The following is a 12554-nucleotide window of genomic DNA, read 5'->3' as shown; positions in this document are numbered from 1 at the left end:
GGGTTCCGATCCGGGCCTTTCGTTTATGAAAGTGAGCCGCAACATGAATAAACGGAATTTCGCCGGCGTCCTTCTGGTATTGTCGGGCGCGGCAAGCTACGGATTCGTATCGCCGGTGTTCAAGTCCGCCGAACAGGACGGATGGGAAGGGTACGCCTTAACGTTCATGCAGGTGCTTTCGGGAGCTATTCTGCTCTGGCTGCTGCTATTATTCAAATCGCGTTTCCGTCCGACCTTCCGCATGAGCGCCAAGGTTTGGCTTCAGGTCATCGTCGTCGGAGCGTGCGGCTTGGCGCTCACGACGCTGCTGTACAACCGGACACTGTCGCGGCTGGACGCGTCGCTCTCGATCGTCTTGCTTTTTCAATATGCCTGGATTACCATTTTGCTAGAAAGCCTTCGAGCGAAACGATGGCCCAAACGGCATGAATGGCTGGCGGTGCTCCTCATTTTCGCGGGCACGATCTTGTCCGTGGGCTTGCTTGAGAGGGGGCTCGGCGACGTGAACCCGGAAGGGGTGATGTACGGTCTGCTCTCCGCGGCCGCGTACAGCCTGTTTTTCTTCCTATCGGGTTTCCTGCCGGAGAACTTGGAGTCTTTCGCGAAATCGGCGGTCATGGGAACCGTCTCCCTGGTCCTGATCTTGGCGGTGCAAGGGACGGGATCGTTCGCGGGAGACGGAGCGGTTCCGCTGCCGGTCTGGGGTCTGCTGCTGGGTATATTGGGTACGGCGCTGCCGACCGTCTGCTTTAACGCCGGCATTCCGAAAATCGGATCCGGTTTGTCCGCGCTCCTCGGTTCCTTCGAACTGCCGGTCGCCGTGCTGGCGGCCGCGGTCATGCTGGGAGAACCGTTGTCGGTGTGGCAAGGGGCGGGCGTCGCGCTGATTTTGGCGGGTATTATGGCGGCCCAGGGCCGCCGCCGGGAGCCGCAAGGCCGCCGGACGGGAAGTGAGGAATGACGTTGAAGCCAATGGACACGCGATTGGCCAAGCTGGCCCGCAAAGGGGACCAGAGGGCGTTCGCGGAAATCGTCAGTCTCTATAAGGACAAGCTGTTCCACCTGGCCTACCGGATGACCGGCAACCGCCAGGAAGCGGAAGACGTCGTTCAGGACACGTTTCTCCGGGTGTTCAAAAACCTGGAACGCTATGACGAAAACCAGAAGTTCTCCACGTGGATTTACCGGATCGCCACCAATTTGTGCATCGACCGTCTCCGGAAGCGGCGCAGCGTCTATTCGCTGGATGCGGAGTCTTCGGACCATGAAGGCCTGGACGGATACGCGATGCTGCCGAGCGACGATCGAACGCCGGAAAGCGAGCTGCTGCTGTCCGAAACGCAGAGGGTCATCCATCAGGCGATGGAGACGCTGCCGGCCAAGTACAAGTCGGTGATGGTTCTTCGGTACTTACAGGACATGTCGCTTCAGGAAATATCCGAGGTGCTGGATATGCCGGTGACGACGATCAAAACGCGGGTTCATCGCGGCCGCGAGTTTCTCCGGAAAAAGTTGGAGAACAAATTGTAGCCCGTTCCGCGCGCTTCCGTGAAACCACGTCCGGGTAACGAACGTATGGTATAGGAGCAACTCGCAACGGCGCTTACGAACGGAGCGTCTTCAACGCAGAAAGGGATGGCAGAGATGGATTGCAAGGTTGCCGTCGCAATGATGCATGATTATTTGGACGGGGATCTCGACCGCGACGATGCGGCGAGCCTGAGCAAGCATATGGACGAGTGCTCGGCCTGCCAGAGCCGCTACGATGCCCTGGCGCGGACGGAAGCGCTCGTCAGGGCGGTGCCCTTCGCGCAGGCTCCGGCGGGGCTGGAGGAGCGCATCTTGGGCGCTCTCCCGAAGACGCGCCGAAGACCCGCGGCATGGACCGGCTGGGTGCGCCGGCATCCCGCGGTGTCCGCCGCCGCTCTGTTCCTGATCGTGATGCTGTCCAGCTTCGTCACCATGTGGAACCAAGACCGGCAGCTGTCGGTCGCGGGGCCGGATCTGGAGAACGTCATTATCCAGGGATCGACCGTCATCGTGCCGGAGGGCAAGGAAGTGTCCGGCGACTTGACCGTCGTGAACGGAAGCGCGGAAGTGCTCGGCAACGTCAAAGGAGATTTGACGGTGATCGACGGGAATGTTACGCTGGCGTCGACGGCCCATATCGCGGGGCATGTGCAAGAGATCGACCGCGCGGTCGATTGGGCCTGGTACAAAGTGAGATCCTGGTTCGGAACGTTGGCGTACGGTTCATGACGGTGAGCCTCCCTGGTTTCGCGGGGAGGTTTTTTTATTCGCCAGACAGGATTTCGGGAGAAGAGTAGAGAAATGGTTCTAGATCAATCCTATGCGTAATCCGACATTTTTCAGCAGACACGATACGGCGCCGGGACGGGGGGTCGCGTCTTGGACTATTTTACCGGGCTGACATGGCAAAGTTCGATTAAAGACATCGCGGACATCCTGATCGTCAGTTATCTGGTTTACAGGATGATTCTGCTCGTCAGAGGCACCCGCGCGGTGCAGCTGCTCAAAGGCATTTTATTGCTGGTCGTCACCTGGGCGCTCAGCACCTGGCTGAACCTGTACACGCTCAAATGGCTCATGAACCAGGTGTTTACGTTCGGGGTCGTCACCGTTCTGATCATCTTCCAGCCCGAACTTCGTCGCGCGCTTGAGCAGCTCGGCCGAGGCAAGCTTTTCACGAGAAGCTCGGCGGAAGACCAAGACGTCAGCCAACGGATCAACGAAGTCATTAAGTCCGTTAATTATTTGGCCCGTCGAAAGATCGGGGCGTTAATCGTTTTCGAGCGTAATACCGGCTTGAACGATTACATCGAATCCGGCATCAAAATGGAATCGTCGCTCAGTTCGGAGCTGCTCATTAACGTGTTCATTCCGAATACACCGCTGCATGACGGAGCCGTGATTTTACGGGCCAACCAGATCATGGCGGCGGGGTGCTATTTGCCGCTGTCCGAAAATCCGTTCATCAGCAAAGAACTGGGAACGCGGCACCGCGCCGGGATCGGCGTGAGCGAAGTGTCCGACGCCATTTCGGTCATCGTATCGGAAGAAACGGGACAAGTCTCGCTCGCGATTAACGGGCAAGTGGTGCGCGACATCAAAGAGGAATCGCTCATTTCCAAGCTGTTCGAGGAGCTTCGGCCGCAATTCCGCAAATCCTCGGGCACGGATTCCAAGTGGAATTGGAAATCGCTCTGGAAACGGAAAGAGGGTGAACGCCATGGATAAATGGCTCAACCACCCGACGGCGATCAAAATCATGGCGCTGGCCATCGGCATCATCATGTGGGCGGTCGTGCATTTCGATCCCGAGTCGTCGCCGAACAGCGTCGCTTCCTTAATGGAGACGCGCAAAATCGACGGCGTCAAAATCGAGGCCTACGGCTTGGACGAACGGAGTTACGTGCTGAACGGCCTCGACCCGCAAACCGTGAAGCTCACGGTACGCGGAACGCGCAGCGATCTGCTGGCAGCCCGCAAGGAAGATTACCGGCTGCAGGTCGATTTAAGGCAAGTTACGGAGGGCGTGCATACGCTCTCGCTGCAATTGGACTTGCCCAGAGGCATCCAACTGGTGGAGATGACGCCGGGCGCGGTATCGGTCACCGTAGAGGCTTTGCAAACCAAGGAATTCGAAATCGAAATCGGAACGCGGGGAACGCCGGCGGAAGGCTATATCGCCGGAACGCCAATCCTGAAGCCGACGAACCGGGTACACGTCACGCTGCCCAAGAATACATTGGCACAAGTAAGCAAAGTCGGAGCGACGGTCACGATCGACGGCGAAACGAAAGCGATCAAGTACAAATCGGTGAAGCTTGCCGCATACGACCAAGACGGCAAGGTCATCGAAGGAGCGATCATCGATCCCGCCGTCGTGGAAGTGGAAGTCCCGATTACGAATCCGTTCAAAACGGTGCCGCTGCAGTTCGTGATGGTGGGCAAAATGCCGCCGGGACTGAGTATCGATACGTTCGAGCCGAACACGGAACAAGTGACGATTTACGGCCCGAAAGAGGCGCTCGACAAGATCGAATCGGTGGAAGCCGATCTGCAGCTTGCCGAATTGACCAAGTCGGGCAAGGTCACCGTTCCGCTGAAGGCCGAATCGCCGATTACGGAGATATCGCCGGCGGAGGTCGTCGTCAACGTGGAGGTAGTGCTGTCCGATACGCGTTCGCTCGAAGGCCTGCCGATCAACGTCAAGGGCCTCGGGGAGGGCATGTCGGTGAAATTCGTCGACCCGGCCACGGGCAAGGCGGACATCGTCATGAAAGGTTCCCCGTCCAGGCTGGGCAAGCTGCAGCCGGGCGACGTCACGGTCGACGCCGATCTGAGCGGCAAAGGGCCGGGAACGCACACGGTGCCTTTGATCGTGAATTCTCCACGCTTTATCGAGCAATCGGGAGGCACGAGCACGGCGACGATCGAGATCACGGCGGACGTTCCGGCGAACGCGACTCCGGGCAGCGGAGACGCGGCTGCCGGGGGAGCCGGAGCGGGCGAAAGCCCGTCACCGTCGCAGACCGATGGAACAAGTTCAAGCACTCCCGATCAGCAGCAGGGAAGTACACCATAAAGGGGCTTAAGGAAAGATGGGGAAATATTTCGGTACGGACGGGGTCCGCGGGGTTGCTAACCGCGAGTTGACGCCGGAGCTGGCTTATCGGATCGGTCGCTGCGGAGGCGTCGTCTTGGCGGGACGCTCGGAGCGTCCAAAGGTGGTCATCGGGATGGATACCCGAATTTCCGGCGCGATGCTGGAAAGCGCGCTGATCGCCGGGCTGCTCTCGATCGGAGCGGACGTCGTCCGGCTGGGCGTCGTCAGCACGCCGGCCGTCGCTTATTTGACGAGGCAGCTGAGGGCGGACGCCGGGGTCATGATCTCGGCTTCTCACAATCCGGTTGACGATAACGGCATTAAATTTTTCGGCGGCGACGGCTTCAAGCTGCTGGATGAGACGGAAGCGGAAATCGAGCGCCTGATGGATGCCGAGACCGACACGCTGCCGCGCCCGACGGGCGGGGATATCGGCACGGTAGCCACCGACGAGTCCGCCAAGCAGCATTATATCGATTACTTGAAAACGACCGTCGGCAATCGCTTCGACGGGCTGAAAATCGTGCTGGACTGCGCCCACGGTGCCGCTTACGAGCTGGCGCCGGCGATCTTCCGCGAGCTGGGGGCGGAAGTGATCGAGTACGGTACGGATCCGACCGGCTTGAACATCAACGACGGGGTCGGCTCCACGCATCCGGAGCAGCTGGCCAAGAAAGTCGTCGAGCATGGCGCGAACCTCGGACTGGCATTCGACGGAGACGCGGACCGCCTGATCGCGATCGACGAGAACGGGGAAGAGACGGACGGCGACTACGTGCTCTGCATTTGCGGCGAAGCGATGAAGCGGGCCGGCAAGCTGAAGAACGACACGGTCGTCACGACCGTCATGGCGAACATCGGCTTCTTCCAAGCGGCGAAAAAGCTCGGCCTGCAGACGGTGCAAACGGCCGTCGGCGACCGTTACGTGATGGAGGAAATGGTGAGAGGCGGCTTCAACCTCGGCGGGGAACAGTCGGGGCACGTCATTTTCCTGGATTACAATACGACCGGCGACGGCATTCTTACTGGCATCCAGCTGGTGGATACGATCATCGAATCCGGCAAAACGCTCGGCGAGCTGAAACAGTCCATGCGCAAATTCCCGCAGACGCTCGTGAACGTGCGGGTAACGGATAAGTCGCTGTACCCGGGCAACCAAGCGATCCAAGCCGCCGTCGCGGCTGCGGAAGCGGCGCTGGGCGAGAACGGCCGGATCTTGGTCCGTCCTTCCGGAACGGAAGCGCTCATTCGCGTCATGGCGGAAGGGCCGGAGATCGAGGAAATCGAACGGCATGTCGAAACGATCGCAGCCGTCATTCGCTCGGAATTAGGATAAGCAGATCTATGGAAGACGCCTCTCGAGCCCTGGAATCGGGCTTGAGAGGCGTCTTTTTCGTTTCCGTTTTAGAGGGCTCCGGCTTCGTGCACGATGTTGTAAGCCCGTTCGTAGTCCTGCTCGTCCACGATGGCCGTGAGCAGCACGTCGCGTCCGGTTACGCGGTTTTCCAGCCCGCCGGAGCTGTAGCCGCTGGCGCTAACGCTGGCAGCGGCGAGAATGCCGGCTGACCTGTTTTCGAACTCGCCGTTCAGGGTAAGTTCTCCCAAGCTGTCAAAATCGCTTCGAATGGGGTTCATCATGACGTCGACGCCGTCACCCGGCATGCCGTCGAACCGTTCGATCCTCGATTCGATCAGCTTCAGCTGTTTCAATTGATCGAGTGCTTTGTGCGCTTGATCAGGCGTATTGAAATAGGCAAGTATCGCTCTCTCGGTCATCGCTTTGCCTCCGTTTCTTCGCGTATGCCTTGTTAGCGTCCTCGGAATCCGGGTGATCTATGCAGGGGGCAGGAGTCTTGCCGGAGTGAGCGAACGTGTCATTTCCTGGGGAATGATGGCGATCTGTTGCAAATGGTGCGCAAAACGAATATGATGAGGGATAGACTTTAGAAGGAAAGGCAGGGCAGAGGTTACAGAGGCAACACTAAGCGCCAGAACTTGGCCGGTCATGACACGGGAGATTTTCGATGACCGCAAGTTGACGAGGTGGAGGCGTTCGGGTTTTCGGCGGGGACCTCCCGGTTTCGCATCGGAGCCGACAAATCGGAAGACAAAACGCGGCGGGTGACCGTGCGTACAATATTCCGATATGATGCAACCTAATAAGAATTCGGAATGGGAAGTCCGAGTTGGCCGGAATCGGCTGCACGGCGGACACTTCCTGTGTTTGCATATGGGTCGTGACGCTTTGGCAGGCTGGGTTTCGGTCGCTCATGGACGGACGGAGAACCGAAACGGAGGTCTATTTTAATATGTGTGGAATCGTTGGATATATCGGCAATCGCGAGTCGCAGCCGATTTTGCTGGAAGGTCTTAAGAAGCTGGAATACCGCGGATACGACTCTGCGGGCATCGCCGTGTTCACGGAGCAAGGCTTGGAAATCACCAAAACGGTCGGGCGCCTCGCTAACCTCGAGGGCCGCCTGTCGGACGATCCGCTGCGCGGAACGGTCGGCATCGGGCATACCCGCTGGGCAACGCACGGCAAGCCGTCGGACGTGAACTCGCATCCTCATGTGGACAACACGCTGAAGTTCTCGGTCGTGCACAACGGGATCATCGAGAACTATTTGGAACTGAAAGAAGAACTGATGCACCAAGGGCATCGGTTCCTGTCGGAGACCGACACCGAAGTCATTTCGCACTTGATCTCGGTCGAGTACGAAGGGGATATCGTCAAGGCGGTACAGCGCGCGGTCAGCAAAATGCGAGGCGCGTTCGCGCTCGGCGTCCTGACCGAATACGAGCCGGATAAGCTCGTGGCCGTTCGTTATGCAAGCCCGCTTATCATCGGCATCGGGGAAGGCGAGAAATACATCGCGTCGGACATTCCGGCGATTTTGGAGCATACGCGCGACATCTATATCCTGAACGACGGCGAAATGGCCGTGCTGACGCGCGATTCCGTCGAGCTGATGACGATCGAAGGCAACCTGATCTCCAAGGACGTTTTCCACGTCGATTGGGATCTGATGACCGCCGAGAAGGGCGGCTTCGATCACTTCATGCTTAAGGAAATCCACGAGCAGCCGAAAGCGTACCGCGACACGATGCGCGGACGCATCAGCGAAGACGGCCGTTCGGTGACGCTGCCCGAGTTGAAAATGTCGGCGGAAATGCTGCGCGGCTTCAACCGCGTGCATATCGTCGCTTGCGGCACCGCGATGCATGCCGGCATGGTCGGCAAGACGGTTATCGAACAACTGGCTCGCGTCCCGGTCGAAACGGACGTGGCGTCCGAGTACCGCTACCGCTCGCCGATCATCACCAAGGATACGCTGGTCATCGTCGTCAGCCAATCCGGCGAAACCGCCGACACCCTGGCCGCTCTGCGTGAAGCTCAGCGCTGCGGAGCCCGCGTGCTCGCCATCACGAACGTGGTCGGCAGCTCGGTCGCCCGTGAAGCGGACGACGTCATCATCACGCTGGCCGGCCCGGAAATCGCCGTCGCTTCGACGAAGGCTTACACGTCCCAGTTGATTGCGTTCTACCTGTTCGGTCTTTACTGGGCACAAGCGAACGGCACCAAGTCGGAGGACGAAGTGGCCCACATCCTGGCCGCGATGGATTCGCTGCCGGATCAGGTCGAGAAGATCCTCGCGCAAGCGGAAACGATCAAGGGCGTAGCCGAGTCCATGTCCCGTCACAGCAGCCTGTTCTTCATCGGCCGCGGCATCGACTATGCCGTCGCGCTGGAGGGCTCGCTGAAGCTGAAGGAAATATCGTACATCCACTCCGAGGCGTACGCGGCCGGCGAACTGAAACATGGCACGCTGGCACTGATCGAAGAAGGGATTCCGGTCATCGCGCTGCTTACGCAAGAAGACCTGTACGAGAAAATGCTTAGCAACATTAAAGAAACGAAAGCCCGCGGCGCGAACGTGCTCGGCATCATCAACGAAGGGTTCGAGGCTGAAACCGCCAAGTCGGTCGACCGCCAGTTCGCGATCCCGCGCACGCTGCCGATCCTCACGCCGGCCCTGTCGGTCGTGCCGCTGCAGCTGCTGTCCTACTACGCGTCGCTGGCGCTCGGCCACGATGTCGACAAGCCGCGTAACCTGGCGAAGAGCGTTACGGTGGAATAAAATGAATGAACGGTCCCGATGGTTGCATAACCATCTGGGACCGTTTTTTTAGTGGATTAAGAATGGATATTCTGGCCAATTGATCCCAGAGTATGCCGAGGAGGGCGAGGAGAGACTTTCTCTCCACCTCAACGTTGACCATGCCCGAGAATTGTATTTTCACTATGAGCTTTCCTTCTTCCCGGCTGACGTGCGGAAAGCGGGAAATTACCAATCATAATCCACCTATCTAATAATATTCAACTTTTTTCAATGCCGATTAACCTTCTATAATAAAGGTACGTTGGATGCTTCACACCGGCACGTTAACGAAATGAGAAATTCAAGCGCCTGTCCATAAGAAGGGGCTTTTTTCTGTTAATCTAAATAGATAGCGGAGACAAATAAAAGCACAGACGAGAGGGCTGAGCGGGATGAAAATATTAGTCGTGGACGATGAGCCGAGGCACCGCAGAGGAATGGCGAGTATGATTCATGTCCTGCGGCCTGAAGATCAAGTTCTTGTCGCCAAAGACGGGGCAAGCGCGCTTGAACTCGTCAGGTCTGAAAAGCCCGATGCCGTGTTAACCGATATTCGAATGCCGAGTATGGATGGTCTTTCCTTTTTGAAAAAGCTGGAGGATGAAAGCCTCCGGACCAAGGTTGTCATGGTTTCGGCTTATAATCTGTTCGAATATGCCCAGGCTGCGATTCGTCACGGGGCTTATGATTATCTCTTGAAACCGGTAGAAGCCGGGAAGGTAGAAGACGTATTGCGCCGCATTGAAAGCCAGCTTGTCGAGGAATCCCGGCAGCATTCCGAATCGGAAGCGTTAAAGCATCGGCTAAGCCTCACTTCCTCTGCCTATCGAAACCGCCTTCTTCTGTCATGGTTGAATGGAAGCTTGACGGATATGGAGCGTAAAGAGCTCGAAACGTTAGAGTGGATGCAGGGGAGCGGAACGGTTATTTTCTCTGAAATCCGGATCGGACCGGGCAATAAGGCAGGTTTTGATGCCGGAGCATGGTTGAAGCACTTGGAACAGGCGTGGGCTGAATTCGGCAAAGCGTGTACTTTCTCCTTACATGTTCTTCAGGAGGAAGTCTTCCAAGCGGTTACCATCATTCAAACAGCTCAGCCTGCCCAAGAAAGAAAGCCTGAAATACGCCGAACGGTTTCATCTTTAGAGGCAGAGTGGGCAAAGCACGGACGGCTTACCCATGGGATCGGTCCGGATTGCCGATGCTTATGGACGGATGCGTTTCAGGCTTACCGGGCAGCCCAAACCGCCAATCTGTACAACTTTCATGAGAGTTGGAGCGGCATTTTGTTCCATGATGAACTTCTTCCCACCCGCAACCCCATCCTTCTTGACGGAGAGAAGCTGTTCGAAGCGGTGCAAGGAAGGGATGCGGAAGCTGCCATAGCGATGTGCCGGGCTGCTTTCGTTCAACTTGCCGCGAATGGCCATACGAATCCGAATCTGATCAAAGAATGTGCCTCGCTCACCCTCATGAGGATGAAAAGCAGAATTCGCGATTACGTTGATCGGCAGATTGGAAGCGCTCTCACGGATTCGGCTTTGAACGTGATTCCGCTTTGCCATACCTATGCGGAACTCATGGCGGTTCTAGAGATTCGGCTCCGGGATGTACACGATGCTTTGAGACAAGCCCGGTTAGATAAAAGCGAGATTATCGTGGCCGAGTGTTTGAGATGGATTCAAGAGAACGTCAAGGAAGAATTGACGCTGGAACGGGCCGCAGAGCATTTTTTCTTTAATCCTTCCTACTTCAGCACCCTGATCAAAAGCAGGACGGGCAGAACGTTCTCCGATCATGTGACGGAGACCAGAATGCGGCGGGCCAAGGAATTGCTTGCGGAGAACCGGTTGAAAATATATGAAATAGCCGCCGAGTGCGGGTATCAGGATACGAAGTATTTCTGCAGGGTGTTCAAGAAACAGAACGGCATGTCGCCGGAAGCTTATAAGCACGCATCCTTCCCGCAAAGGAGCAGAGAAGGATGAAGATCACATTCCGCTACCGGTTGCTCGCCAGCTTTATATTTCTGATTGCGGTCCCGCTGATCGTGCTCGGGACTCTCTTCTATCGTACAAGCCTGCAAGTCGTGACGGAACAAGCGCAGAAAAACGTATACGAGATCGTAAAGAAAAACAACGAGATTATGGACACCAAGCTGCGGATCATAGACCAGAACAGCATGGCATTGTTCGTAGACAAGGAATTGTTTCGGGTTTTCAATCACTTGAAACCGGAGAATAAGGCGGACCTGCTCGCCGCCGATCGTCTCGTGTCCGACGCTTTAAGAAGTTATTTCTCGCAAATCGATGAAGTGTACGCTTACCAGCTGTGGACGTCTTATTTTACTTTCGGCCAGCCGCTGCCCCAAGGCGATCCGACGAATACGGATATTTACCGCGCGGCCCGGCAGGCTGGAGGCAAGATGGTTTGGTATCCCACCTACGATTTCGTGGATATGTTCAATCAACCGTATTTGGCAGATGGAAAGATCGATTTCCGCTATTTGTTCTCCGCGACGCGCGTCCTTGATTTTTCCTATTTAAACAATACGACCTTGGAGAAACTGGATCCCGGAATAGAACGGCCTGTTCTGACGATCAGCTTCAAATCGGACACGTTGAAATCCCTGTACGAGAAAAGCATTCCCGACGGTTCCCGTTTTTTGGTCCTGGATCCGGACAATCGCATCGTGGCCAACAGCGAGCCCGGCAGAATCACGCAAGTTTATAAGGACAATTGGGTGGAACAGCTTCAACAGGCTGGCAGCGGCACGCGAAGAATAACGTTGGACGGCGTGAACACGATCGTCTGCTTCGACCGTTCTCAAGTCACGGGTTGGATGTCCATTGTCATGACGCCCGAATCCGCGCTCGTGGGCAGTCTGGTTCCGGTCATTCGCGCTTCTACCACCCTTCTGGCCGTCATTATGGGAATCGTTGCGCTTATTTTCGCTTATTTCATTTCAGGTAAAATCACGAATCCGATCAAGAAGCTGCTCGGCGCGATGAGATCCGTGGGCGAAGGGGATTTCCAAACCCGGGTTGTGGTCAGCACCAACGATGAATTCGGCATATTACTTCAGCGTTTTAATCTGATGAACGATCGGATCCGTTTATTGGTTTCGGAAAATTACGAGATCAAATTAAAAGAACAGGAAGCGGAAATCCAAGCGCTGAACATGCAGATGAACCCTCACTTTCTGTACAACACATTAAACGTAATGAATTGGATGGCCATCGAGAACGATCAGAAGGAACTCAGTAAAACGCTTGTCTGCTTGTCGAACATGCTGCACTATACTTCGCGTAAGGAATGGGGAGCCGTTCATCTGTCCGAGGAAATCGAATGGATGAAAAACTACTTCTATATCATGTCCGTTCGATTCGAAGGGAAATTTACGGTCAGCTACGAGATCGATTCGATGCTCTACGACTACAAGATGCCCAGACTTCTTTTCCAGCCGTTTGTCGAGAACGCCATCCTGCACGGTTTCGATCAAACCGAAGCGGGGGGGCTTATTCGAATACGCGGTTGGATCGAGCACGGTACCCGGTATTTTGAGATTGAGGATAACGGGCGGGGAATGAGCAGCGACGCGGTTCATGCGATTTTATACCGGGAATCGTCTTCCGTCGGCATCAAGAACACGATCGCCCGTATTCGGATGACGTACGGCGAAGAGTACGGGGTCATGATCTCTTCCGATCCGGGTTTCGGTACGAAAGTGACCATCACGCTTCCGTTGCAGACCCAATAAT

Annotated in this window: 10 protein-coding genes; 9 read left to right on the top strand and 1 reads right to left on the bottom strand. The window is 56.3% G+C overall.

What is annotated here, in order from left to right; all coding sequences use genetic code 11:
• Positions 1-43: 43 nt before the first annotated feature.
• The 6 genes from EAV92_RS16330 (at position 44) to glmM (ending at position 5966) form a co-directional block, all read left to right on the top strand.
• On the top strand, positions 44-961 hold the full coding sequence (locus EAV92_RS16330) for an EamA family transporter (RefSeq protein ID WP_164472814.1): 918 nt from the start codon (positions 44-46) through the stop codon (positions 959-961).
• Positions 958-1530 (top strand): RNA polymerase sigma factor SigW, encoded by a 573-nt coding sequence (gene sigW / locus EAV92_RS16325; RefSeq protein ID WP_420888784.1) that lies wholly within the window; start codon positions 958-960, stop codon positions 1528-1530. The genes EAV92_RS16330 and sigW overlap by 4 nt, the downstream gene beginning before the upstream one ends.
• Before the next feature lie 114 nt (positions 1531-1644).
• Positions 1645-2259 (top strand): zf-HC2 domain-containing protein, encoded by a 615-nt coding sequence (locus EAV92_RS16320; RefSeq protein WP_123042089.1) that lies wholly within the window; start codon positions 1645-1647, stop codon positions 2257-2259.
• 150 nt (positions 2260-2409) lie between these two features.
• Positions 2410-3258, top strand: coding sequence for a diadenylate cyclase CdaA (gene cdaA, locus EAV92_RS16315; protein WP_123042088.1), 849 nt, complete (start codon positions 2410-2412; stop codon positions 3256-3258).
• Positions 3251-4609, top strand: a complete 1359-nt coding sequence (locus tag EAV92_RS16310; RefSeq protein ID WP_123042087.1) for a CdaR family protein — start codon at positions 3251-3253, stop codon at positions 4607-4609. The genes cdaA and EAV92_RS16310 overlap by 8 nt, the downstream gene beginning before the upstream one ends.
• A gap of 16 nt (positions 4610-4625) precedes the next feature.
• On the top strand, positions 4626-5966 hold the full coding sequence (glmM, locus tag EAV92_RS16305; protein ID WP_123042086.1) for a phosphoglucosamine mutase: 1341 nt from the start codon (positions 4626-4628) through the stop codon (positions 5964-5966).
• A 68-nt stretch (positions 5967-6034) separates the two neighbouring features.
• Here glmM and EAV92_RS16300 read toward each other — a convergent pair whose 3' ends face one another.
• Complete coding sequence (locus tag EAV92_RS16300) at positions 6035-6406, bottom strand: hypothetical protein (RefSeq protein WP_123042085.1); 372 nt, start codon at positions 6404-6406, stop codon at positions 6035-6037.
• Between the two features lie 533 nt (positions 6407-6939).
• Between EAV92_RS16300 and glmS the strand changes: the two genes are divergently transcribed.
• From glmS to EAV92_RS16280, 3 genes are all read left to right on the top strand, one after another.
• A complete protein-coding gene (gene glmS / locus EAV92_RS16295; RefSeq protein WP_123042084.1) occupies positions 6940-8772 on the top strand; it encodes a glutamine--fructose-6-phosphate transaminase (isomerizing) in 1833 nt (610 codons plus the stop codon).
• Positions 8773-9185: 413 nt separating this feature from the next.
• Positions 9186-10781, top strand: a complete 1596-nt coding sequence (locus EAV92_RS16285; RefSeq protein WP_123042082.1) for a response regulator transcription factor — start codon at positions 9186-9188, stop codon at positions 10779-10781.
• Positions 10778-12553: a sensor histidine kinase gene (locus EAV92_RS16280; protein WP_123042081.1), complete on the top strand. Its 1776-nt coding sequence runs from the start codon at positions 10778-10780 to the stop codon at positions 12551-12553. Before EAV92_RS16285 ends, EAV92_RS16280 begins: the two co-directional genes overlap by 4 nt.
• Position 12554 lies beyond the last annotated feature (1 nt).

It is taken from the genome of Cohnella candidum (assembly GCF_003713065.1).
Classification (GTDB): Bacteria; Bacillota; Bacilli; order Paenibacillales; family Paenibacillaceae; genus Cohnella; species Cohnella candidum.
This window is presented reverse-complemented; position numbering and strand designations above follow the sequence as displayed.

Coding starts and splice junctions, on each gene's coding strand:
- EAV92_RS16320 (WP_123042089.1), top strand. CDS start 1,645: ATGGATTGCAAGGTTGCCGTCGCAATGATGCATGATTATTTGGACGGG.
- EAV92_RS16280 (WP_123042081.1), top strand. CDS start 10,778: ATGAAGATCACATTCCGCTACCGGTTGCTCGCCAGCTTTATATTTCTG.
- glmS (WP_123042084.1), top strand. CDS start 6,940: ATGTGTGGAATCGTTGGATATATCGGCAATCGCGAGTCGCAGCCGATT.
- glmM (WP_123042086.1), top strand. CDS start 4,626: ATGGGGAAATATTTCGGTACGGACGGGGTCCGCGGGGTTGCTAACCGC.
- EAV92_RS16310 (WP_123042087.1), top strand. CDS start 3,251: ATGGATAAATGGCTCAACCACCCGACGGCGATCAAAATCATGGCGCTG.
- EAV92_RS16300 (WP_123042085.1), bottom strand. CDS start 6,406: ATGACCGAGAGAGCGATACTTGCCTATTTCAATACGCCTGATCAAGCG.
- EAV92_RS16330 (WP_164472814.1), top strand. CDS start 44: ATGAATAAACGGAATTTCGCCGGCGTCCTTCTGGTATTGTCGGGCGCG.
- EAV92_RS16285 (WP_123042082.1), top strand. CDS start 9,186: ATGAAAATATTAGTCGTGGACGATGAGCCGAGGCACCGCAGAGGAATG.
- sigW (WP_420888784.1), top strand. CDS start 958: ATGACGTTGAAGCCAATGGACACGCGATTGGCCAAGCTGGCCCGCAAA.